This is a genomic window from Pseudomonas sp. Irchel 3A7, from assembly GCF_900187565.1.
Taxonomy (GTDB): domain Bacteria; phylum Pseudomonadota; class Gammaproteobacteria; order Pseudomonadales; family Pseudomonadaceae; genus Aquipseudomonas.
Genome location: NZ_FYED01000002.1, coordinates 449,335 through 471,577, shown reverse-complemented (window position 1 = coordinate 471,577; position 22,243 = coordinate 449,335). Strand labels below are relative to the sequence as shown.

Here is a 22,243-nt window from a genome sequence, read left to right as displayed (position 1 = left end):
CTTCATCGCTGGCAAGCCAGCTCCCACAGGGTTTTGTGTCGTGCTCACATGCAGTGAATGACATAAATCCTGTGGGAGCTGGCTTGCCAGCGATGCTTTTCAGACCTTCAACACTCTCCCGCCAATCGCCACCGCCAGCAGCAACACCGCCATCAAGCCAAAGGCAAAACTCAAGCTGCTGCCATGGGCGATGAAGCCGATCACCGCAGGTCCGGCAAGGATCCCCGCGTAACCCAGGGTGGTAATGGCCGGCACGGCGATGCTTTCCGGCATGACCGTCTGCTTGCCCACAGCGGTGTACAGCACCGGCACGATGTTCGAGCAGCCGGCGCCCAGCAAGGCGTAGCCCACCAGCGCCGCTTCCCAGCTCGGAGCGAATGTCGCCAGAAACAGACCGAGCGCAGCCGTCACCCCACCGAAGACAATCACCCGGGTCGCACCCAGGCGCCGCACGATCGAATCACCGGTCAAGCGACCCACCGTCATGGTCAGCGCGAACGCTGCGTAACCCAATCCGGCATAGGCCGTGTCGATCCCGCGTTCCTGCGCCAGGAACACCGCGCTCCAGTCGAGGGCCGCGCCTTCGGCGAGGAATACGATGAAGCACATCCCGCCAATGAACAGCACGATGCCGTGGGGGACGGCAAATGCCGGCCCCGAACTTTCGCTGCCATAGGGCAACAGGTGCGGCGCGGCCTTGAGCAGTGCGACCAGCAGCAGGACGATCACCACCAGCGTCGCGCCCAGCGGCGAAAGCCCGAGGCCGAGCAGCGCGCTGACGCCCGCCGCGCCGACGATCCCGCCCAGGCTGAACAAGCCATGGAACCCGGACATCATGGTCTTGCCGCTGGCCCGCTCGACGATGACCGCTTGCAGGTTAACCGTCGAGTCCACCGTGCCCAGGCCCGCACCGAACAGGAACAAGGCCGCGATCAGTGCAGGTACCGACGATACCGTCGCCAGCAACGGCAGTGCCGCACAAATCATCAAGGTGCCGCCGCTCAGTACCCGGCGGCAACCGAAGCGCGTGGCCAGAAGGCCGGCCATGGGCATCGCCAGAATCGATCCTACCCCCAGGCACAGCAGCAACAGACCCAGGGTGCCTTCATCCAGTCCGGCCCGGGCCTTGGCGTACGGCACCAGCGGCGCCCATGCGGCGATGCCGAAACCTGCGATGAAAAAGGCGATGCGCGTGGACATCTGTTCCAGGCGTCCCGGAACGAATGAGGTCTGGGTGTTGAGGTTGGTCATATCAATCCTTGGCAAAAAACGTCGCGTCCCTTAGGGACAGTGATCGAACGGGGTGGGTTCGATCAGCGTCCGCATGGTTTCGCGCTCCGACAGGCTGACATCCTTGCACAGCCGGACCGTGTTTCGCGATATGTTGGGCCTGACCGATCATTCCAGCAGGGAGGGCGCCATGGCGCAGATGTACGATGCACGAGGCAATATCTACATGGTGGTGGCGCCGCAAGACTTGCGCCGCAACGGTATCGCCTTGCCCGATCAAGCCAGCGATGCTGCGCAAGTCCGCGAAACATGGGCGCTCGCAGCCATCGAAGCCTGCTGTGCCTGGGCGCCCGGCACGCAACCGCCCGGCAGCAAGGAGCATCGTAGCGATGGTTTGCTGGTCGGGCCGTTCCAGTCGTCGCCACCCTTTGATCTGTTGATCGTGAACACTGACGGTACGCTGGCCGAGCGCAGCGGCAACGGCTTGACGATTTTTTCCCAGGCGCTCAGCGATCAGGGGCTTTTGCCCAGCGACCAGGCGTGTGTGCTCAGGGTTCATCACGACAAGGCCGATGTGCGTTCACCGGGGGAAACGTCGGTGAAAGCGGCGCAGGTCGAAGGCGTGAACGGGTTCTGGCTGGACCTGGGCCAGCCTTCGTTCGGGCCGCAAGCGGTCAGTGCGCATGATGTTGAGGGCGTGGCGTTCAACGCACGCGAACTCAGTCATGTGCAGCCGTTGGCGTCACTCAACGCGGCATGGTCGCGCAGTCAGTTCGCGCGGGTTGGCAATCCGCATTGCGTGACGCTGGTGGATAACGCGGATGCCTTGCCGAGCAATGAGCAGATGCGTGAGTCGCCATTGTCCGAAGGGCTGACGCGTATCGCTTATGCCATGCCGGTGGGCGCGGGGAAGCCGTGTCCGGCGGGGATCAACCTGCAATGGGCGATGCATGAGTCCGGGCAGCGGGTGATTGCGCGGGTGTTCGAGCGGGGTGAGGGGCCGACGGCGTCTTCGGGCACCAGCGCCACGGCGGTGGCGTGTGCGGCGTGGAGGGTGGGCTGGGTGAGCGACGGGGAAGTGAAGGTGGTGATGCCCGGGGGCACGGCGCCGATTTTGCTGGAGCAAGAGCAGGGGGAATTGAGGCGGGTCAGTCTGTTTGGTACGGCGCGCTTGGTGGGGTGATTGTTAGATCGCCTTCGCGAGCAGGCTCGCTCCCACAGGTTTTGTGAACAACACATAACCCATGTGGGAGCGAGCCTGCTCGCGAAGAGGCCCGCCCGGCCAAAGAATAATCAGGCCCATTCCACCACCGGCATCGTCCGCTTCATCAACACCTTGCCGCCGCGCACCGAATACAGCGGCAACCCCTGACTGCGGATCACCTCGTAATCGCTTTCCGCCGACAGGATCAGCAGGTTCGCTGGCCGCCCCGGTTCCAGTCCGTAGCGATTACCCAGCGCCAGGGCCTTGGCGCTGTTGTCGGTAACCAGGTCCAGCGCGCTTTGCAGATTGCGATAACCCAGCATGTGACAGATATGCAGGCCCGCTTCGAGTACCCGCAAAATGTTGCCATTACCCAGCGGATACCACGGGTCGACGATCGAGTCCTGGCCGAAACACACGTTCATGCCGGCTTCGAGCAACTCGTTGACCCGGGTCACGCCCCGGCGTTTCGGAAAATTGTCGAAGCGCCCTTGCAGGTGAATGCTCTCGGTGGGGCAGGAGACAAAACTGATCCCCGAATGCCCGAGCAGGCGGAACAGCTTGGCACAGTAGGCGTTGTCGTAGGAGCCCATGGCCGTGGTGTGGCTGGCGGTGACCCGCGAGCCCATGTCGCGGCTGCGGGCTTCTTCGGCCAGGACTTCGAGAAAGCGTGAGTGCGGGTCGTCGGTTTCATCGCAATGCACATCGACAAGGCAACCGGTGCGCTCGGCCAGGTCCATCAGGAACTTCACCGAGCTGACGCCTTGATCGCGGGTGTACTCGAAATGCGGAATGCCACCGACCACGTCGGCGCCCATGTGGATCGCTTCCTCCATCAAATCCCGACCGTTGCGGTAAGACTCGATGCCTTCCTGGGGAAAGGCGACGATTTGCATATCGATCAGGTGACGGCTTTCTTCGCGCACTTCAAGCATTGCCTTGAGGGCAGTCAACTGCGGATCGGTGACGTCGACGTGGGTACGCACGTGTTGGATGCCATGGGCGGCGAGGGTCTGGATGGTTTTCTTCGCCCGGGTCTTGGTGTCTTCCAGGGTGATAGTCACCTTGCGCTCGCCCCAGCATTCGATGCCTTCGAACAGCGTGCCGCTCATGTTCCAGCGCGGCTCGCCGGCGGTCAGCGTCGCGTCGAGGTGGATATGCGGTTCGACAAAGGGCGGCACCACCAGGTTGCCACCGGCGTCCAGGTCCTCAGGTCCCAGGGTCGGGGCTTCGGTCTGCCGGGCAATGCTGCTGATCAGACCGTTTTCCAGGTACAACTCATGCAGGCCTTCCTGGTTGCGCAGCCGGGCGTTGATGATGTGCATCGGGAGGGTCCTTTTAGAAATCGGGTAATCAATACCTCTAAGTTAGCTCGGCAGTGGCAATCCTCGCCAGTAGGCAGTTCAAATGTGGGAGCGAGCCTGCTCGCGAAGGCGGTATTGCAGTCACATTGATGTTGAATGTGCCGCCGTCTTCGCGAGCAGGCTCGCTCCCACAGGGATTCGGTTTCGTCAGGATGAGAGGGAGAGAAACCGCATTAGCGCCGCGACGATGGCCTCGGGCGCATCTTCCTGTACCAGATGCCCGGCGTTGGCAATGGCGTGGAACTGCGCCCCGGGGATCATGCCCTGCAAGGCGCGCCCGCGTTCGATGGGGATCCACTGGTCGTCTTCGCCCCAGAGAATCTGCACCGGGCAGCGAATTGTCGGGTACAAGCCCTCGGCCTCGCGGGTGTAACGCTCGTCCATCTGCGCGATCTGCCGGTAGAACGCCGCTTGCCCCGGATCGCCCAGCCAGGGTTGCACGTAGGGTTCGAGTTCTTCGTCCGGGATGTCCCGCTTGATCGCTGTGCGTATATAGGTGGGCACAATCGCCCGCTGGATGTAATCGGGCAGCCCGCTGAACGCGGCCTCATGCTGGCGCACATGCTGCACGAATGGCGAGCCCCAGGGCGTCAGCGCTACCGGGTCGATCAGCGTCAGGCTGCGGTAATTCTTGCCGTTGAGCAGGTGCGCACGCAGCACAGTGGCACCACCGAAATCGTGGGCCACTACGTCCGGGCAATCCAGCCCCCAGTGTTCCAGCAGCTGCGCCAGCAGTTGATTCTGCACGCCGAGCGAGACATCACCGTCGACTTTCTCGGACTGCCCATAGCCCAGCAGATCGAAGTAATGCACCCGGTGGGTGGTGATGAAGTGCGGTGCGATGCGGTGCCAGACATAGGAAGAGAAAGGGGTGCCGTGCACGAACACCAACGGCGGGCCGTCGCCCCGCACAGCGTAACGAACGGAGTGACCGTTGTAGCGATAGGTCTGAGCCAGCGGCCAGTCAGCCATGGGCATGTCCTCTTGGCGGATGAGAGGCAAAAAGCATAGGCATAAAAAAACAGCCGATGAAGGCTGTTTAGTTAATCAACTGACGAAACGCGGTCATTGTGGGAGCGAGCCTGCTCGCGAAGGCGGTGGCAAATTCAACATTGAAGTGCCTGAAATAGCGCTTTCGCGAGCAGGCTCGCTCCCACAGAGAAGCTGGGTTGCCCTGTTATTCCCCGCGATAGATGCAGCCGCTGGTGCACGTCTCGTGAATGCGTATCGCGCTGAGTTCAGGCAGCAAGGGCTTGAGTTCGGACCAGATGAATTTGGCCAATACTTCACTGGTCGGGTTTTCCAGGCCAGGAATGTCGTTCAGGTAGTTGTGGTCCAGTCGCTCATACAGCGGCTTGAAGATCGCCTTGATCTCCGAGAAGTCGCGGATCCAGCCGGTATGCGGATCGAGGTCACCGCTCAGGTGAATCGCCACTTTGAACGAGTGGCCGTGCAGGCGGCCGCACTTGTGGCCGTCCGGGACGTGGGGCAAGCGGTGGGCGGATTCGAAGGTGAACTCTTTGAAAATTTCCACAGTGGTTTCAGCTCTGTTGAAGTGGCGATCGCGGCGGCGACGCTGGGGCAATTTGAACAGGCGCCGAGTTTAACAGCTTGTCCTGACTAAAGGGTCAGCACGCGCTCGCCAAGGCGACCGTTGGCGACCAGTTCCAGAAATTCATCGCCCAACCGGCGGCTTTCATCCATGGTCGCGCGCCAGTATTTCTGCCGGCCCGGAGCGTCGCCCATGAAGCGCTTGAAGTCATTGCGGTCCGGCAGTTTGCCGTAGGGCAGGCGCGCCAGGTATTGCTTCGACGGTGCCAGCAGCAGTACGTCTTGCAGGCGTGTCGGGCAGGCGCGGCGCCATGGCAGGGTCTTGTCGAACCAGCCGGGAATTACCCGGTCGGTGAAGTGCGGGTAGAGCACGATGTCGTTGCCGCTGTAGGGCAGGTCGAGGTGATAGTCCAGCAGGCCACCATCGCGGAACGTACCGGCACCGGCTCCCGGCAGGTCGCGCACGCCTTCCATCACCATCGGGATCGACCCCGAGGCGAGCAGGGCCTGGCGCAGATTACCGGCGTTGAGTTCGACGAACCGCGACGGGAAATCGTTCAGCGCGCCGACCGGTGGTGCCAGGCGCGGGTCGTGGATGATCAGCCGCTCGAAGTGCCGCGACAGCCGCGCGCGACCGCACAGGTTGTCGGCGATCACCGAGGACAGGCCCAGGCCCAGGCGGCCGCGATGATCGTCGGCGAGCAGGCCGTGGCTTTTGACCACCATGATGTTCAGGCGGTAATAGGCGTTGTCGAGGAGCGTGGCGTCGCGGCCGTCGAGCAAGTCATCGAGCATGCGCCGGGAGCTCTGGCTGATCTGCGCCATGGTCACGCCCTTGGCGAAGTTTTGCTCGGTGTAAAGGTGGCCGAGACGGCGGATGCCTTCGGCGGCGTCCGGCAGGCAGGCGCTGGCGAAGCGCCAGGAGCCGACCGATGCCCCGATCAGCGAGCGCTCCCGTGGCGCCGACGGCAGCCATTGGCCGAACAACGCCAGGTCCAGTCCCTGAATCCCCAGCGCCTTGGGGCCACCCGCAGCGCCCGGCAGCGTACCGACATCGGCGGCGTCGAGGCCGTTTTCACGAATGCGCGCGAAGGCACGCGGACCGGCCTTGATTGTCAGGGAGGGGAACTTGATGTGGATGGCGGTCATTACAGTCTCAGTATCTGGCGAGCTTGGAATTATGTGGGAGCGAGCCTGCGCGCGAAAGCGGTGTGTCATTCAACATTGATGGCGGCTGACACACCGTATTCGCGAGCAGGCTCGCTCCCACAGGATTGGCGGTGCGGCCAATGATGGCAATTCAGTTTCAATTAAGTTCATATCGCTAAGGTGCCCCCCTGTAGGCAATACATAAAGAATACGGAGACACCCATGAAAACCCTGACTGCCCTGTTCACCGCGTCCATCATCGGCCTGACCGCCAGCATCGCCCATGCCCGCGATCTGGGGCCGGATGAAGCTTTGAGGCTGCGCGACGCTGGTACCATTGTGTCTTTTGAAAAGCTCAATGCCACCGCACTGGCCAAGCACCCGGGTTCCACCATCACCGAAACCGAGCTGGAAGAAGAGTACGGCAAGTACATCTACCAGATTGAACTGCGCGACCCGCAGGGCGTCGAGTGGGATCTGGAATTAGACGCTGTCAGTGGGCAGGTTCTCAAGGATCATCAGGATTCGTAATGACGCTGCTTTCTTTTACACATTGGCGCACCGCCAGGCGACTGGCGCTGGTGCTCCTGGCATTTTGCTCGGTGGCCATGGCCCGCGACCTGGATCAGGACGAAGCCCTGCGCCTGCGCCAGCGAGGGGTGATCCTGCCGCTCGAACAGTTGCTGCAGCAAGCACTGGACCGCTATCCGGGCGCCAAACTGCTGGAAGCCGAGCTTGAAGAGAAGCACGACGTCTACATTTATGAAGTCGAGTTGCTGACCGTTGAAGGCGTGGTCCGCGAGCTCGACCTCGATGCCGCCACCGGCCGTTTATTGAAAGACAAGGAAGATTGACCGATGCGTTTGCTCCTGGTGGAAGACCATGTGCTCCTGGCCGACGAACTGATGGCCGGCCTCAATCGCCAAGGGTACGCCGTGGACTGGCTGGCCGACGGTCGCGACGCGGTGTACCAGGGCAGCAGCGAGCCATATGACTTGATCATCCTCGACCTCGGCCTGCCGGGGTTGCCGGGGCTTGACGTGTTGGCGCAGTGGCGCGCGGGCGGGTTGGCCACGCCGGTGCTGATCCTTACCGCCCGCGGTTCCTGGGCTGAACGCATCGAGGGGCTCAAGGCCGGTGCCGACGATTACCTGACCAAACCTTTTCATCCGGAAGAATTGCACCTGCGGGTCCAGGCTCTGCTGCGCCGCTCCCACGGTCAGGTCAATCAACCGACGCTCAAGGCCGCCGGGTTGCAACTGGATGAAGGTCGTCAGTGTGTGATCCGCGACGGTGCGGATGTTCAGCTCACCGCCGCCGAATTCCGTTTGCTGCGTTACTTCATGCTGCACCCGGATCAGATTCTTTCCAAAAGCCACCTTGCCGAACACCTCTACGACGGTGAAACCGAGCGTGACTCCAATGTGCTGGAAGTCCACGTCAATCACCTGCGACGCAAACTGGGGCGCAGCGTGATCGAAACCCGTCGCGGCCAGGGTTACCTGTTCGGCGGGCAAGCGCAGTGAGGTCGATCCAGCGTCGCTTGAGCCTGGGCCTGATCAGCGTGATGGTGGTGGTCGGCCTGGTATTGGCGCAAACCAGCCTGTGGCTGTTCGAAATGGGTCTGCAACGCTATCTCGAGGCCGGGCTGCGCAACGACAGCGAGAACCTGCTGGTGGCGCTGGTCCGCGGCCCGCAGGGCCTGCAACTGGATGAGCGAAACCTGTCGCCGGCCTATCAGCGGCCGTTTTCCGGGCATTATTTCCGCATCGACTTTGCCGACAGCCATTGGCGCTCCCGTTCGTTGTGGGACCAGGAACTGCCACGCCTCGACCATCCCGGTCTGCACAGCAACCTGCAATTGGGGCCGGAGGGACAGCAGTTGCTGGTATTGCGCTCGGACTATCGTCGCCTGGGCCAGTCGATCTCCATCAGCGTCGCGCAGGATTACACCCCGGTACGCGAGAGCTTCCGGCGCATGCAGCAGCTCGGTTTCGGACTGGGGCTGGCGGGTTTGCTGCTGATTCTGTTGTTGCAACGGATTACCGTGCGTCGCGCCCTGCGCCCTCTGGAAAAGGCACGGGAACAAATCGCGCAATTGCAGCAGGGCCAGCGCTCGCAACTCGATGACCAGGTACCGGTGGAACTGGAACCTTTGGTGGCACAGATCAACCATCTGCTGGCCCACACCGAAGACAGCCTCAAGCGCTCGCGCAATGCCCTGGGCAATCTCGGACACGCCTTGAAAACCCCGCTGGCGGTCCTGTTGAGCCTGGCGTCAAGTGAGCAACTCGACGCCCACCCGCAACTGCGCAAGATCCTCAAGACTCAACTGGAGCAGGTTCAGCAGCGGCTCAACCGCGAACTCAACCGCGCCCGGTTATCCGGCGACGCGCTGCCCGGTGCGCTGTTTGACTGCGACGCCGAATTGCCGGGGTTGCTGGCGACATTGAACATGATCCACGGCGAACACCTGAACCTGAGTTATCGGTCCCCGGCCGGCCTGCAATTACCGTGGGATCGCGAAGACCTGTTGGAGTTGCTCGGCAACCTGCTGGACAACGCCTGCAAATGGGCGGATGCCGAGGTGCGATTGAGTGTGGTGGAGACGGTAGACGGGTTTGAGCTGTGTGTGGAGGACGACGGACCGGGCATTCCCGAAGACCGCCGTGCTCAGGTGTTCAGCCGTGGCACCCGGCTGGATGAGCAGACTGATGGCCATGGCCTGGGCCTGGGCATTGTGCGTGACATCGTCGATACCTGGGGCGGGGTGTTGCGCTTGCAGGAAAGTGAGTGGGGCGGGTTGAAGGTGCTGATCGAGTTGCCGAAACGCATTTGAATCCACCGGAGAAAAAACTGTGGGAGCGAGCCTGCTCGCGAATGCAGTGTGTCAGACACCCTCTTCATTGACTGGCACACCGCTTTCGCGAGCAGGCTCGCTCCCACAGGGGTTTTGTTTGTCCCTGAGCCCTATGTGTGATGAATCTCCCGATCCTTGGTTTCCGGCATGAAGAAGATCCCCAGGACCGCCGTCATCACCGCGATGACAATCGGGTACCACAGCCCGTAGTAGATATCCCCCGTGGCCGCGACCATGGCGAACGCCACCGTCGGCAGGAACCCGCCGAACCAGCCGTTACCGATGTGGTAGGGCAGTGACATCGAGGTGTAGCGGATGCGCGCCGGGAACAGTTCCACCAGCCAGGCGGCGATCGGGCCATAGACCATGGTCACATAGATCACCAGGATCGTCAGGAGCAGCAGCACCATCGGATAGTTGGTCTTGGCCGGGTCGGCCTTCTCGGGGTAGCCAGCCTCCTTGAGAGTGGTGGCGAGGGTGGCGGTGAACGCGTCGTTCTGCGCCTTGAAGTCGGCGGCCGGCATGCCGGTGCCTTCGAAACTCGTGATCACTTTCTCGCCGACACGGACCTGGGCCACGGTGCCCGGTTCGGCCTTCACGTTCTCATAGGGGATGGCCCGCTTGGCCAGGATGGTCTTGGCCAGGTCGCAGGAACTGGTGAATTTGGCCTTGCCCACCGGGTCGAACTGGAACGAACACTGGTCGGGATCGGCGATCACCGTGACCGGGTTCTTCTCCTGTGCGGCGAACACGTCAGGGTTACCGTATTGGGTCAGTGCGGTGAAGATCGGGAAGTAGGTCAACGCCGCCAGAATGCAACCGGCCATGATGATGCCCTTGCGGCCGATGCGGTCGGACAGGCTGCCGAAGATGACGAAGAACGGCGTGCCGATCAGCAGCGAACCGGCAATCAGCAAGTTGGCGGTCTGCGCGTCGATCTTCAGCGTCTGCAACAGGAAGAACAGCGCATAGAACTGCCCGGTGTACCAGACCACGGCCTGGCCGGCGGTGCCGCCGAGCAGGGCCATGATCACGATCTTGAGGTTATCCCAGCGGGCGAAGGATTCGGTCAGTGGCGCCTTGGAAGCCTTGCCTTCGGCCTTCATTTTCAGGAACACCGGTGACTCGCTCAGTTGCAGGCGGATGTACACCGAAATGACCAGCAGCAGAATCGACAGCAGGAACGGAATCCGCCAGCCCCAGGCTTCGAAGGCTTCATTGCCCAGCGCGGTGCGGCAGGCGAGGATCACCAGCAGCGAAAGAAACAGGCCGAGGGTCGCCGTGGTCTGAATCCACGAAGTGAAATAACCGCGCTTGCCTTTCGGTGCATGCTCGGCCACGTAGGTCGCCGCACCGCCGTACTCACCCCCCAGCGCCAGGCCTTGCAACAGCCGCAGGGTGATCAGGATGATCGGCGCCGCCACACCGATGGTCGCATAGCCGGGCAGGAAGCCCACCACCGCCGTGGAAACACCCATGATCACAATAGTGATGAGGAACGTGTGTTTGCGCCCGATCATATCGCCCAATCGGCCAAACACGATGGCCCCGAAGGGGCGGACCGCGAAGCCCGCGGCAAACGCGAGCAGGGCGAAGATGAAGGAAGTGGTCTCGTTGACGCCGGCGAAGAAGTGCTTGGCGATGATCGCGGCGAGTGAGCCGTACAGATAGAAGTCGTACCATTCGAACACGGTGCCCAGGGACGAGGCGAATATGACCTTGCGCTCCTCCCTGGTGATCCCCCGGTTGGGCGCGCTGCCCGTGGTTGTATTGTCGATTGCCGCCATGATTTTTTTCTCCGTTGTTCTTGTGTAAGGCCGGAGTACCTTCAGTGTTGTTGCCGCACCCTGGCCCTGGGGCTGATGTCATCGGATTACGGATTGCGCGAAGCGTGGACACGAACAGACGGCCTCGCATCGCTGCAAGGTTTCATGAAGCATAATCGGCTTTGCACAGATATCCACTCGCCATCATGTGGATGAACAGACACAAGGCCTTGTGGGAGCGAGCCTGCTCGCGAAAGCGGCGATACATTCAACATAAATGTGTCTGATCCACCGCCTTCGCGAGCAGGCTCGCTCCCACAGGTTTTTTGCGGGCAGGGTTACACGCGGAACTGATCCATCAGGCTCTGTTGTTGATTGGCCAGGCTATTGAGCGACTGACTCACCCGCGCCGATTCATTGGCCTGCCCCGACAGCGACTCGGTCACGTCGCGAATGGTCGCCACGTTGTTGTTGATCTCCTCGGCCACTGCGCTTTGCTCTTCGGCGGCGCTGGCGATCTGCAGGTTCATGTCGCTGATGACGGTCACTGCATCGCCGATCTGCCGCAGCGCCGTCACGGCCTGGCCGACCTGCTCGACGCTGCCCTGGGCCTGGCGATGGCTGTTGCCCATCGAACCCACCACATCCTGGGTGCCGCTTTGCAGTTGTTCGATCACCAGGCGGGTTTCTTCCACCGATTCCTGAGTACGCCGTGCCAGATTGCGCACTTCATCGGCCACCACGGCAAAACCGCGCCCGGCCTCACCGGCACGGGCTGCTTCGATCGCCGCGTTCAGCGCCAGCAGGTTGGTCTGTTCGGCGATGGCGCGGATCACTTCCAGAACCGAACCGATCTTCTCGCTGTTGGCGGCCAGGCCTTCGGCCTGGACCATTGCCGCACTCATGTCGGCGGCGAGGTTGTCGATGCTGGCGGTGGTGCGGTCGATCACGGTCAACCCCTGGCGGGTCGCCTGATCCGCGTCCCGCGCGGCCTGGGCCGCCTGGGCGGCGCTGCGGGCGACGTCCTGGGCGGTGGCACTCATTTCGTGAGAGGCGGTCGCGACTTGATCTACCTGGCGATATTGCTGCTCCATGCCGGCACTGGTCTGGGTGGCGATGGCGGAGGACTGGTCTGCGGTGCTGCGGGCGTCCTGCACCGAGCGTTTGACCTCGGCGATGATCGGTTGCAGCTTGTCGAGGAATCGGTTGAACCAGCCGGCCAACTGGCCCAGTTCATCCTGTTTGTCGTAGGCCAGGCGGCGGGTCAGGTCACCTTCGCCGCTGGCGATGTCTTCGAGCATGTGCGCCACACCGAGGATCGGCCTGGTCACGCTGCGCGCCATCAGCCACACCAGCAGCAGGCCGATCAACGCGGCCAGCACACCCAGGCCGAGCTCGGTCAGGGTGCCGGCGGTGTTGCTTTCATCCAGTTGTTTTTTCAGCGCTTCGGCCGGGCCGACCAGCACCTTCTCCGGCACATCGAGCAACACGCCCCAAGCCTTGCCGTCCGGAATCGGCTGGAACGGCGCCAGCACCTTGAGCTGCTGATCGCTGTGCAGGCTGGCAATCTTGCTGCTGGTGGCGAGCATGCGCATCAGCTCGGCACCGGTGCGCGGGTCCACGGCTTCCAGGCGCTGGCTGAGTTTGCCGGCGTCCGGGCTGTAGCCGGCGAGCAAACCGGCGGGGCTGACAATGCTGACGCTGGTCTGGCCGTCATAGAGCTTCTTGCTCGCGCTCTGGCTGATCGCTTGCAGGCTGTTGAGGTTGATGTCCACCGACAGCGAGGCGATGACCTTGCCGTTGACCATCAGCGGGAAAACGATGCTGGTCATCAGCACGTTCTGGCCATCGATCACATAGAAGTAGGGTTCGATCACGCAGGGCTTGAGGGTGGTGCGCGGGCAGGTGAACCAGGCATTGGCCGGTTCGCCGCTGGGACCGGTGCTGGTGTCGGCCATGTCTTTTTCCGGCAGCGGCATGGAGGTCAGCTGGCCCGGCGTCGGTTGCGACCAGTACAAGGCAAAGCGTCCCTTTTCATTGCTGCCGATGTCGCTCTGGCCGGCGAACAGCTCATCCTTGCCGTCCAGCCCGTTGGGTTCGAACACCAGGGACAGGCCGAGCAGTTCCGGGTTGGCTTGCAGTGCCGACTTGACCTGGCGGGTCAGGTCTTCGCGCAGGTCGAAGGCATCGAGGAAGCGCTTCTCGGCCTGGTCGCGCAGGAACAGCACCTGCCGCGAAAAGCCATGGCCATATTGATAGGCGTCCAGAAACTGCTGGCGAATCCCCAGCGCCTGGTTTTCACCCTGGGATTCGATCCGCGCCTGGGCGGCTTCGGTCAACATCTCCATGCTCGAGGCTTTCACCAGCTCGGAGCTGTGCTCCATGCGATACAGCGAAAGACCCACCAGCAGGGTCACGATGCCCGCCAGGCACAGCCCGGCCAGCAAGGTGATTTTCCATTGAATGGAAAGTTGTCTGAGCGACATGGAGACGTCCTTAATTCGATAAATATCTGCGACTTTGCACTGTAACGGCCTGAATATGGCTTTCTTTATGCCATGCGCCGAGTGCTTTTGTGGCGAGGGGATTTATCCCCGTTGGGTCGCGAAGCGGCCCCCTGCGATTGTTCAGACGAACTGCATTTAACAGCGATTGCGACTGCTGCGCAGCCGAACGGGGATAAATCCCCTCGCCACAGCAAGCTCCCTCGCCACAGGTCATTGCAGGTCAACACACGCAGTTACATATCCGCAGGGCCGAGGTGCTTTGACACCGGCCCGAGTCTGCGGCACAGTGCGCGCCCTCTAATAAAACCATTCCCTGTTCCGCTGGCGGCTCTCGCAGACTGCCGGACGGAGTCTTTCCGTTTGCCTCGAGGTAGTGAAATGAATGCAGTGATTGCCGCGGTCGGCATCATGCTGATACTCAGTTTGTCCCGCGTGCATGTGGTCATCGCGCTGATCGTCGGTGCGCTGGTGGGTGGCCTGACCGGTGGCCTTGGCATCGACGCGACGCTCAAGGCGTTCAACAGCGGCCTCGGTGGAGGGGCGACGGTAGCCTTGTCCTACGCGTTGCTCGGCGCTTTCGCCGTGGCCATTGCCAAATCCGGCCTGGCCCATGCCCTGGCCGACAGGGCACTGGCGATGGTTGATCGCCAGCACGCCACCGGTGGCCGCCAGGTCAAATGGTTGCTGATCGGCCTGCTCTGGGTGGTGGCCATTGCCTCGCAGAACATCTTGCCGATCCATATCGCTTTCATTCCGTTGCTGGTGCCGCCGCTTTTATACGTGCTGACCAAGCTGCAGCTGGACCGCCGGTTGATCGCCTGTGTCATCACCTTCGGCCTGATCACCCCGTACATGTTCCTGCCAGTAGGTTTCGGCAATATCTTCCTCAATGAAATCCTGCTGGCCAACGTCGCCCGCAGCGGCGTGGATATCAGCGGCATCAACGTCACCCACGCCATGGGTATCCCGGCGCTGGGCATGCTGGTCGGGCTCGGGGTGGCCTTTATCAGCTACCGCAAGAAGCGTGTCTACGACCTGGAAAAAATCGAGCAAGTGGAACAGGTGGCGGTGCAATACAACCCGTTGAGCCTGATGGTGGCGGGCCTGGCCATTGCGGCGGCGTTCATCATTCAGTTGCTGCTGGACTCGATGATTATCGGCGCGCTGGCCGGCTTCCTGATTTTCTCGGTGTCAGGCATCGTCAAGTGGCGTGACACCGACGACCTGTTCACCGAAGGCATGAAGATGATGGCGATGATCGGCTTCATCATGATTGCCGCCTCCGGGTTCGGCGAAGTGATCAAGGCCACCGGGCAAGTGCAGACGCTGGTCGAAACCTCCGCTGCGTGGATCGGCCACAGCAAAGCCGTGGGTGCCTTGCTGATGCTGCTGGTCGGTCTGCTGGTGACCATGGGCATCGGCTCGTCATTTTCCACGGTGCCGATCCTGGCGGTGATTTTCGTGCCGTTGTGCGTGCAGCTGGGCTTCAGTCCGATCGCCATCGTGTGCATCGTCGGCACCGCCGGCGCCCTGGGTGACGCCGGTTCGCCGGCCTCGGATTCGACCCTCGGCCCGACCTCCGGCCTGAACATCGACGGCCAGCATCACCACATCTGGGACACCGTGGTCCCGACCTTCCTGCACTACAACCTGCCGTTGCTGGCGTTTGGCTGGTTGGCCGCGATGGTCCTGTAACCCCGATTACCCCTGTGGGAGCGAGCCTGCTCGCGAAGGCGTCGGCACATTCAGCATCAATGTGACAGATAGACCGCATTCGCGAGCAGGCTCGCTCCCACAAGGGGCAGTGTGACCTTGACCTCAACTTTTGACCTGGCGTGCCGTTAAAGCCTTTACCCACGCCAATAAAATCAAGAGTGAACGTCATGCGCATGAGCCTGAAGGCCAAAGTCCTGTCCCTTGCCGTCCTGCCGGTGCTGCTCTTTGCGCTGGTCATCAGCCTGACCACGTTGTTCATCCTGCAGGGCCAGGCCCGGCAGGAAGTCGAGGAAACCCGCGAGCGCCTGCTCAGCGATGCCAAGGCCACATTGCAAAGTTACGTTGCCGTGGCCATGACCACGATCAAGCCGCTGTACGACGCCGCCGCCCAAGGCGATGACGCGGCGCGGGCCCAGGCGATCAAGCTGCTGTCGAACATCAAGTACGGAAAAGACGGCTACTTCTTTGGCTACGACTCCGAGACTGTGCGCCTGTTCAAGGCCAACGACCCGGAAGGCGTGGGCAAAAGCTTCAAGGACAACCGCGATCCCAACGGCGTCTACGTCAACCGTGACCTGGTGAAAGTCGCCAAGGACGGTACGCATTACCTGCAATACAGCTCGCCGCTGCCGGGCAACAATCAGGTGCTGGTGCCCAAGCTCGGCTACACCGAATACCTGCCGAAGTGGGACATGGCGGTCGGTACCTCGGTCAACCTCGACGGCATCGAGGCGCAAGTGGCCGTGGTCCAAGCCAAGGTCCAGGAACGCATGCAAGGCGTGGTGCTGAGCATTGTCGGCGTGGCGGTGGTGGTGCTGTTGCTGATTGCCGCGGCGGGGATGCTGTTGGCCAACACCATCCTGCGTCCGCTGAACCTGATGAAAAACAACCTCGACGACATTGCGGCGGGCGAGGGCGACCTGACTCGCCGTCTGGCCATCACCAGCCAGGATGAGTTGGGCGAACTGGCCGGTTCGTTCAACCGTTTTGTCGACAAGATCCATGGCCTGGTGCGCCAGATCACCGAAATGACCTCGCAACTGACCGGGCTGGTGAATCAGGTCTCCGACCAGGCCCAGCGTTCGGACCAGGCCATGGAGCGCCAGCGTCACGAAACCGATCAGGTCGCCACGGCGATCAATGAAATGTCCGCCGCCGCCCAGGAAGTGGCCAAGAGCGCGCAAAACGCCGCGGTGGCCGCGCAGCAGACCGATGAAGAAGGCCAGGCCGCCAAGCGTGTGGTGGCTGGCAGCATCGTGAAGATTCATGCGCTGGTGGATGACATCCGCAGCAGCGGCGTGTCCCTGGACAGCCTGCAAAAAGACGTGTCATCGATTGTCAGTGTGCTCGGGGTGATCCGCTCGATTGCCGAACAGACCAACCTGCTGGCGCTCAACGCGGCCATCGAAGCGGCCCGCGCCGGTGAGGCCGGGCGTGGTTTTGCGGTGGTGGCCGATGAGGTGCGGGCGCTGGCCAGTCGCACGCAAATCAGCACCCAGGAAATCCAGGGCATGATCGACCGCTTGCAGGCCGGTACCCAGTCGGCGGTGGAGGCCATGCGCCGCTCCAGCGAGGCCGGTGACGGCACTTCGGCCCAGGCCAACGAAGCCGGTGCGTCCCTGGACACCATGGCGCAGCTGATCGCCACCATCAATTCGATGAACGCGCAGATCGCCAGTGCCGCCGAAGAACAGACTGCCGTGGCTGAAGAGATCAACCGCAGCGTGCATCAGATCGCGGTGGCGGTGGATAACGTGGCCGGTGAGACCCAACTGGGTGCGCAGACATCGCGCAGTCTGGCGGATCTGGGACAACGGCTGGGCAATCTGGTCGGACAGTTCCGTATCTGACAGACACCGTAGAACCTGTGGGAGCGAGCCTGCTCGCGAAGACGTCGGCACATTCAGCATCAATGTGACAGATAGACCGCTTTCGCGAGCAGGCTCGCTCCCACAGGTGGCCAGGCAGTGATTAGGGTCTGTCCCAGTACGGCACCTCGCCAAAACACTCGACAAAGAAATCAATCACCGTCCGCACCTTCACTGACAGGCGTCGGCTCCCGGGCCAGAGCACGGCGATCTGCTGCGGCTCAAGGCTGTTCGACACCTGATAGTTCCCCAGCACCGGCACCAGCGTGCCGTTGCGCACCGCTTCCCCGATCAGCCATGACGGAAACATCACCAGCCCCAGGCCCTGTTCAGCGGCCTGGGTCAGGGTGTCGGCGTGGTTGCCGGTGATCGGCCCCTTCACCGAACAGGGTGTCCAAGGCTGCTGGCCCTTGCGGAAGAACCAGCGCTGTTGACCGGTGACGCCCTTGTAGGCCAGGCACTGGTGGGACGCCAGGTCAGCGGGATGTTGCGGCGTGCCGTGCCGCTCAAGATAAGCCGGGCTCGCCGCAACCTGAAAGCGATGGGGGGCCAGGATCCGCGCCTGCATGCTGGAGTCGTGCAGCGGCCCGATGCGGAACAGCAGGTCGGCGCCTTCCTGCAGGGGGTCGATGTAACTGTCGGTCTGCTGGATATCCAATTGCAGTTTCGGGTAACGCGCGCATAACTGCCCCAGCCACGGCGTCAGGTGCCGTTGACCGAACACCACCGGCGCATTGATCCGCACCAGGCCGCTGGGTTCGCTTTGCTGTTCCTGCAGGGCCTGTTCGGCTTCCTCCAGTTGCACCAGCACCAGCCGCGCATGGTGACCGAGCATGCGCCCGGCTTCGGTGGGCGTGACGGCACGGGTGTGACGATAGAGCAATTGCTGGCTCAGGGCCTGTTCCATCAGCTGGATTTGTCGAGAAATGGAAGAGGGCGCCAGGCCTTCGCGGCGGGCGACTTCGGAAAAGCTGCCGTGGTCGAGCACTGCGACAAACAGCCGAAGCGCCTTGAATCCCAGTTCGTTGAAGCCCTGCATGATTCGTCCTGCTATGCGAGATGCGCAAAAGTGTTGTCAGGATGCTCCCATTTATCGCAAAGCATCGCCACCGGATAATTGTGGGAGCGGGCATGCATTGAGAATGCGGAGGGTCATTCACCAGAGATGTTGACTGACCGGACCTCTTCGCGAGCAGGCTCGCTCCCACAGGGTTCGTGTTTTATCTGATGAACGACAGGTGTTTCCTTATGCAATCTTCTTCAATCGACAGCGTTGGCGTTACTGCAACGCCCACGACCAAGCCCGGGCTACGGCTGTTGCTGTTGCCCCTGGTCATCCTGGCCGGCATGGGCCTTTCCGTAGAAGCCGGGCTGCTCGGGCCTCTGGGCGTTCAGGTCGGGCACTTGTGGGCGACCTTGAGCATCTTCGGCGTTGGCTCGGCGATTCTGTTTCTGCTGTTGCTGTTCAGCGGCCCGCAGCGGGGGCCGGCCCTGAGCGAACTGCCGCGCTGGCAATTGATCGGCGGCTTTCTCGGGCCGATCTACGTGGTGGTGCTGACGCTGGCCACGCCGCACATCGGCATTGCCATGACCATGATCGCGATCCTGTCGGGGCAGGTCGGCAAAAGTGTGCTGATCGACCACTTCGGCTGGTTCGGCGCCCCCCGGAAAAAGGTCAATGCGCAGCGCTGGCTGGCCTTGCTGCTGATTGTCGCGGCACTTGTTCTGATTGCTCGGGGTTGATGATGAGTCTGATTATTTTGCTGGTGGTGGTCGTGGCGGCCGGTGCGGTGCTGAGTGTGCAGGCCGCCATCAACGGGCGTCTGGGTGAAACGGTTGGCGTGCTGCGCAGCAGTTTGCTGACGTTCGTGGTCGGGGCGGTGAGCACCGGGTTGCTGATTGTATTTTTCGAACCGGCCCATGCCGTGAGCCTGCTGGACGTGCCGAAGTGGCAGCTCAGTGGCGCACTGTTTGGTGTCGTCTACATGATGGTGATGGTGGGCGCGGTGCCACGGATCGGGACTGCGGTGGCGACAGTGGCGGTGATTGTCGGGCAGTTGGGGATGGGGATGTTGATCGACAATTTTGGCTGGCTGGGCAATCCGGCAATCGAATTGTCCGGCAGTCGGATAGTGGCCATGGCGCTGTTGGGCCTGGCGCTGGTGTTCATGTATCGCAGCAGCAGTCGGGCCTGACTCCTACACTGGGTAGACGGGGTGTTTGTCCAGCCCCCCGACGACCACCACAAAAGGAGTCCGCTCCATGACCGACGACCGCAAGTGTGACTGTCCGAAATGTAACTGCAAGCTTGGCGAGCATCCGATCGTGCGTCACGGCAAACACTATTGCTGTGAAGCCTGCGCCAAGCACCATGAGCACGGTGAGGAATGTGTCCATCAAGGCTGCAAGTGCGCCCATGGCTGATGGCGATCGCGCATTGAAAAAGTGGAGCCTGATCGGGCTCCGCTTTTAGTTTCAAGAGGCCTCAATTCGCCGGCCGCCACTTGACGTTTTCCACGCCGAATTTCTCTGCCATCGGCTTGCTGGTCTTCTGCACCTTCTCCCGGCCAAAGCGCGGAATCCGGCCGACCCCCGCATCGCAACTGGCCCAATGCCAGGCTTCGGCGTTGTCCATTTTGTCCAGACGGATAATGAACGACTTGGGCACGCCATGAAGGGTGTAGTCAATGACGAAAAGTTTTGCGCTGTTCATATGGCCCGTATTCCTCCCTGTTGTACATAAACGGATCGCAGGCCACACGGAAAATTCATTCGGATTGTCAGACGGTTGCGCTCTCTGGCGGGCTGTCTGGCGTCTGGTTAACATAAAGCCTTCCGCCAACCCCAATGATCATTGCCCATGGCCCTTGCCGCCCCGCCGGATCTGAGTGACACCGATGTGCCCGTGCAACCGCTGGCGCGAACGTATCCGCGCGGGTTGTTCATCGAGCCGCATGAGCATGTCTGGGGGCAATTGCTGTATGCGATGAGCGGGGTGATGTGGGTCGAGACGCCCCATGAGGCGCTGGTGGTGCCGCCGCAGCGAGCGGTGTGGTTGCCGCCGGGCGTGCCCCATGCCATCCGGGTGGTGTCAGACCTGCAGATGCGCAACATCTACCTGCGACCCTCCCTGGCGGCAACGCTCGATGACAGCGTGCAAGTGATCGAAATCGGCGGGTTGTTGCGCGAGTTGATCGTCGGCCTGGTGGAGCAGGGCGACGACGGTGCCCCGGAGTATTACGAAGCCTTGGTGGGGCTGGCATTGCTGGAGCTCAAGCGGGCCAGGCGCTCGCTGATGAAAATCCCGCTGCCGGACGATTCGGACCGGCGCCTGATGAACCTGTGCCAGGCGGTCATGGCCCAGCCATCCCTGGACATTCCTTTCGAACAACATGCGCAAAACGCCGGTGCCAGCGTGCGCACCCTGGCTCGGCTGTTCAAGGATGGCCTGGGCATGGGCTTTGCCGAATGGCGGCGGCAGGTGCAACTGGCGACGGCGGCGGCCGAATTGATCCAGGGTGTGCCGGTCAGTGCGATTGCCCGGGAGTTGGGCTATTCCCCCAGCAGTTTCAGCGACATGTTCCGCCGGGAACTGGGTGTCGCGCCTTCGCAGTTTGTAGGAGCGAGCTCGCTCGCGATGGGCGTCAACGATAACGCGTAAAACCAGATGCCCCGCGGGGCCCTCGAGTCCATCGCGAGCAAGCTCGCTCCTACAGGGGCAAGGTTTGGCCGAAATTCAGAAGCACTTGGCCGATGCTCGCCGTCACCGATCCCTAGACTTTGGGCATACCTCAATTGCCCCCGGAGTCTGCCATGAGCTACTTCATTTCACTTGTTATCGGCCTGGGCGTCGGCCTGCTCTACGGTGCCCTGGATTTCCGTTCTCCCGCGCCACCGGCCAGCGCGCTGATAGGCCTGCTCGGCATGCTGGCCGGCGAAAAAATCTGGCCGATGGGCCGGCAGCTGGTGGCTGGCTGGATCTCCTGAATCCCTTTATTTACTGGATGGAAACGTCATGAAAGCGTTGCAGTTCGACAAAACCGGCGATCTCTCGGCCCTGCGCTATGTCGAGGTTCCCACCCCCGTTCCCGGCGCCGATGAAGTGCTGGTCGAGATCAAGGCCGCCGGGCTCAACCCCAGCGATGTGAAGAACGTGCTGGGCCGCTTTCCCTACACCACCCTGCCGCGGATTCCCGGCCGCGACTTTGCCGGCATCGTCGTTGAAGGGCCGCCAGCACTGCTCGGTCAGCCGGTGTGGGGCACTGGCCGTGAACTGGGCTTTTTTGCCGATGGCTCCCATGCGCAGTTCGTCAAACTGCCGGCTGCGGGTGTCGCACTCAAGCCCACTCACCTGAGCTTTGCCCAGGCCGCCAGTCTCGGTGTGCCTTACACCACGGCGTGGGACGCGCTGGAACGTAGCCTGGTGACGGCACAAACCCGCTTGCTGGTGATCGGCGGCGGGGCGGTGGGCAGTGCCGCGTTGGCATTGGCCAAAGTGCGCGGTGCCCAGGTGCTGGCGGCGGCGCGGCGGCCGGAGCAGGTCAAGGACTTGCAGGCCCAGGGTTATCAGACGCTGCAACTGGACAAGCCCGAAGACTTGGACGCACAGGTCAATGCCGTGTTCACCGGCGGCGCTGACGTGATTTTCGACACCACCGGCTTTTGGCTACCGGCCTCCGTCGCAGCGTTGGCCACATTCGGGCGCATTGCCATTATCGCCGCGCCGGTGGACGGCATGGTGCAGTTGCCGGCACTGGCGCTGTATCGCAAGGGCGGATCGGTAGTGGGGATCAACTCGTTGCTGTACGGCGTGCAAGCCTGCGCGGCCATGCTGGATCAGTTCGGTCAATTCTTCGATCAGGACTTGTTGCCGTTGCCGCAAGGGTTGTTCGAGTCGCCGTTGGCCGAAGGCCCGGAGCGTTATGCGCAAGTGAATCAGGGCAGCGGCGACAAAGTGATTCTATTGCCGTAACCCCCGATCACTGTGGGAGCGAGCCTGCTCGCGAAAGCGGTGTGACAGGCAACAGT

The 22,243-nt window shown here is 62.1% G+C and carries 21 protein-coding genes and 3 pseudogenes; 14 read left to right on the top strand and 10 right to left on the bottom strand.

Features of this window, described 5'->3' with window-relative positions:
* Positions 1-99: 99 nt before the first annotated feature.
* Positions 100-1,251 (bottom strand): MFS transporter, encoded by a 1,152-nt coding sequence (locus tag CKW21_RS04750; protein WP_095192848.1) that lies wholly within the window; start codon positions 1,249-1,251, stop codon positions 100-102.
* Positions 1,252-1,420: 169 nt separating this feature from the next.
* Here CKW21_RS04750 and CKW21_RS04745 point away from each other — a divergent pair, with 169 nt between their 5' ends.
* Positions 1,421-2,413, top strand: coding sequence for a diaminopimelate epimerase (locus CKW21_RS04745; RefSeq protein ID WP_095192893.1), 993 nt, complete (start codon positions 1,421-1,423; stop codon positions 2,411-2,413).
* A 110-nt stretch (positions 2,414-2,523) separates the two neighbouring features.
* Here the strand turns inward: CKW21_RS04745 and codA are convergent, their stop codons facing one another.
* From codA to CKW21_RS04725, 4 genes are all read right to left on the bottom strand, one after another.
* Positions 2,524-3,759 carry a cytosine deaminase gene (gene codA / locus CKW21_RS04740; RefSeq protein ID WP_095192847.1) on the bottom strand — a complete coding sequence of 412 codons (1,236 nt, stop codon included), beginning with the start codon at positions 3,757-3,759 and terminating at the stop codon, positions 2,524-2,526.
* 186 nt (positions 3,760-3,945) lie between these two features.
* Positions 3,946-4,770, bottom strand: a complete 825-nt coding sequence (locus CKW21_RS04735; protein WP_095192846.1) for an alpha/beta fold hydrolase — start codon at positions 4,768-4,770, stop codon at positions 3,946-3,948.
* Positions 4,771-4,975: 205 nt separating this feature from the next.
* Positions 4,976-5,332 carry a 6-carboxytetrahydropterin synthase QueD gene (queD, locus tag CKW21_RS04730; RefSeq protein WP_095192892.1) on the bottom strand — a complete coding sequence of 119 codons (357 nt, stop codon included), beginning with the start codon at positions 5,330-5,332 and terminating at the stop codon, positions 4,976-4,978.
* A gap of 86 nt (positions 5,333-5,418) precedes the next feature.
* A complete protein-coding gene (locus CKW21_RS04725) occupies positions 5,419-6,498 on the bottom strand; it encodes a hypothetical protein (protein ID WP_095192845.1) in 1,080 nt (359 codons plus the stop codon).
* A 222-nt stretch (positions 6,499-6,720) separates the two neighbouring features.
* Between CKW21_RS04725 and CKW21_RS04720 the strand changes: the two genes are divergently transcribed.
* The 4 genes from CKW21_RS04720 to CKW21_RS04705 are packed head-to-tail and all read left to right on the top strand — an operon-like array spanning position 6,721 to position 9,337.
* Positions 6,721-7,029 (top strand): PepSY domain-containing protein, encoded by a 309-nt coding sequence (locus tag CKW21_RS04720; protein WP_095192844.1) that lies wholly within the window; start codon positions 6,721-6,723, stop codon positions 7,027-7,029.
* Positions 7,029-7,352 carry a PepSY domain-containing protein gene (locus CKW21_RS04715; RefSeq protein WP_095192843.1) on the top strand — a complete coding sequence of 108 codons (324 nt, stop codon included), beginning with the start codon at positions 7,029-7,031 and terminating at the stop codon, positions 7,350-7,352. The genes CKW21_RS04720 and CKW21_RS04715 overlap by 1 nt, the downstream gene beginning before the upstream one ends.
* 3 nt (positions 7,353-7,355) lie before the next feature.
* On the top strand, positions 7,356-8,024 hold the full coding sequence (locus CKW21_RS04710; protein ID WP_095192842.1) for a response regulator transcription factor: 669 nt from the start codon (positions 7,356-7,358) through the stop codon (positions 8,022-8,024).
* On the top strand, positions 8,021-9,337 hold the full coding sequence (locus CKW21_RS04705; RefSeq protein WP_095192841.1) for a sensor histidine kinase: 1,317 nt from the start codon (positions 8,021-8,023) through the stop codon (positions 9,335-9,337). Before CKW21_RS04710 ends, CKW21_RS04705 begins: the two co-directional genes overlap by 4 nt.
* 131 nt (positions 9,338-9,468) lie before the next feature.
* Here the strand turns inward: CKW21_RS04705 and CKW21_RS04700 are convergent, their stop codons facing one another.
* From CKW21_RS04700 to CKW21_RS32185, 3 genes and pseudogenes are all read right to left on the bottom strand, one after another.
* Positions 9,469-11,145: an MFS transporter gene (locus tag CKW21_RS04700; protein WP_095192840.1), complete on the bottom strand. Its 1,677-nt coding sequence runs from the start codon at positions 11,143-11,145 to the stop codon at positions 9,469-9,471.
* Positions 11,146-11,462: 317 nt separating this feature from the next.
* Positions 11,463-12,056, bottom strand: a pseudogene (locus tag CKW21_RS32190) (methyl-accepting chemotaxis protein); the annotation flags it as partial.
* A gap of 264 nt (positions 12,057-12,320) precedes the next feature.
* A pseudogene (locus CKW21_RS32185) lies at positions 12,321-13,466 on the bottom strand (HAMP domain-containing protein); the annotation flags it as partial.
* A 543-nt stretch (positions 13,467-14,009) separates the two neighbouring features.
* Here CKW21_RS32185 and CKW21_RS04690 point away from each other — a divergent pair.
* The 3 genes and pseudogenes from CKW21_RS04690 to CKW21_RS32175 all read left to right on the top strand — a co-directional run bounded on the left by CKW21_RS04690 (position 14,010) and on the right by CKW21_RS32175 (position 17,197).
* A complete protein-coding gene (locus CKW21_RS04690; RefSeq protein ID WP_095192838.1) occupies positions 14,010-15,326 on the top strand; it encodes a Na+/H+ antiporter family protein in 1,317 nt (438 codons plus the stop codon).
* A gap of 188 nt (positions 15,327-15,514) precedes the next feature.
* A pseudogene (locus tag CKW21_RS32180) lies at positions 15,515-16,291 on the top strand (cache domain-containing protein); the annotation flags it as partial.
* 84 nt (positions 16,292-16,375) lie between these two features.
* A complete protein-coding gene (locus CKW21_RS32175) occupies positions 16,376-17,197 on the top strand; it encodes a methyl-accepting chemotaxis protein (protein ID WP_371917504.1) in 822 nt (273 codons plus the stop codon).
* A 121-nt stretch (positions 17,198-17,318) separates the two neighbouring features.
* On the opposite strand, the gene CKW21_RS04680 is transcribed toward CKW21_RS32175, so the two are convergent.
* Positions 17,319-18,254, bottom strand: a complete 936-nt coding sequence (locus CKW21_RS04680; protein WP_095192836.1) for a LysR family transcriptional regulator — start codon at positions 18,252-18,254, stop codon at positions 17,319-17,321.
* Positions 18,255-18,463: 209 nt separating this feature from the next.
* Between CKW21_RS04680 and CKW21_RS04675 the strand changes: the two genes are divergently transcribed.
* The 3 genes from CKW21_RS04675 to CKW21_RS04665 all read left to right on the top strand — a co-directional run bounded on the left by CKW21_RS04675 (position 18,464) and on the right by CKW21_RS04665 (position 19,639).
* The gene (locus CKW21_RS04675; protein WP_095192835.1) at positions 18,464-18,958 is read left to right on the top strand and encodes a DMT family transporter; all 495 of its coding nucleotides are present in this window, start codon (positions 18,464-18,466) and stop codon (positions 18,956-18,958) included.
* The gene (locus tag CKW21_RS04670) at positions 18,958-19,410 is read left to right on the top strand and encodes a DMT family transporter (RefSeq protein WP_095192834.1); all 453 of its coding nucleotides are present in this window, start codon (positions 18,958-18,960) and stop codon (positions 19,408-19,410) included. Before CKW21_RS04675 ends, CKW21_RS04670 begins: the two co-directional genes overlap by 1 nt.
* 67 nt (positions 19,411-19,477) lie before the next feature.
* Positions 19,478-19,639, top strand: a complete 162-nt coding sequence (locus CKW21_RS04665) for a metallothionein (RefSeq protein ID WP_095192833.1) — start codon at positions 19,478-19,480, stop codon at positions 19,637-19,639.
* Positions 19,640-19,700: 61 nt separating this feature from the next.
* Here the strand turns inward: CKW21_RS04665 and CKW21_RS04660 are convergent, their stop codons facing one another.
* Positions 19,701-19,928: a DUF6555 family protein gene (locus CKW21_RS04660; protein WP_095192832.1), complete on the bottom strand. Its 228-nt coding sequence runs from the start codon at positions 19,926-19,928 to the stop codon at positions 19,701-19,703.
* A 147-nt stretch (positions 19,929-20,075) separates the two neighbouring features.
* On the opposite strand from CKW21_RS04660, the gene CKW21_RS04655 reads away from it, so the two are divergent.
* The 3 genes from CKW21_RS04655 to CKW21_RS04645 all read left to right on the top strand — a co-directional run bounded on the left by CKW21_RS04655 (position 20,076) and on the right by CKW21_RS04645 (position 22,187).
* On the top strand, positions 20,076-20,876 hold the full coding sequence (locus CKW21_RS04655) for a helix-turn-helix domain-containing protein (RefSeq protein ID WP_095192831.1): 801 nt from the start codon (positions 20,076-20,078) through the stop codon (positions 20,874-20,876).
* A gap of 152 nt (positions 20,877-21,028) precedes the next feature.
* Positions 21,029-21,202 carry a DUF1427 family protein gene (locus CKW21_RS04650; protein WP_095192830.1) on the top strand — a complete coding sequence of 58 codons (174 nt, stop codon included), beginning with the start codon at positions 21,029-21,031 and terminating at the stop codon, positions 21,200-21,202.
* Positions 21,203-21,230: 28 nt separating this feature from the next.
* Positions 21,231-22,187 carry a zinc-binding alcohol dehydrogenase family protein gene (locus tag CKW21_RS04645; protein WP_095192829.1) on the top strand — a complete coding sequence of 319 codons (957 nt, stop codon included), beginning with the start codon at positions 21,231-21,233 and terminating at the stop codon, positions 22,185-22,187.
* Positions 22,188-22,243 lie beyond the last annotated feature (56 nt).